This window comes from Mesorhizobium sp. M2E.F.Ca.ET.209.01.1.1, from assembly GCF_004010375.2.
GTDB lineage: Bacteria > Pseudomonadota > Alphaproteobacteria > Rhizobiales > Rhizobiaceae > Mesorhizobium.
Map to the genome: position 1 here is coordinate 1 of NZ_SADP02001097.1, position 295 is coordinate 295.

1 pseudogene is annotated in these 295 nt (G+C 54.2%); it reads right to left on the reverse strand.

The window, feature by feature from the left end:
• Nucleotides 1-282, reverse strand: a pseudogene (locus EN852_RS39270) (hypothetical protein); the annotation flags it as partial.
• Between the last annotated feature and the right edge of the window lie 13 nt (nucleotides 283-295).

Below are 295 nucleotides of genomic sequence, written 5' to 3' on the forward strand. Positions count from 1 at the left end.
TTTGCCGTCAGACAACCGGCGCTTGATCACCTGAAACCTGTCTGGATCGGATTTGCTGATCCCGACGTAAATCTCGTTGCCATCGACATCGACCGCCATGTCGCCATGCCCGGGCCGATGATGCTGTAGCCACTGCTGGCCCGGAGTGCCGTCGGTCGAAAAAATAAACGCCTGGTCGGTGCCATCTGCCAGTCCCTGCATGCAGAGAATATTTTTGCCCAGAGGAGAAATCGAACAGCTGTCATTTTTCCCTGCAATCTTCCCAAGTGCGATATCCTCCACCTTGCTATGCGTT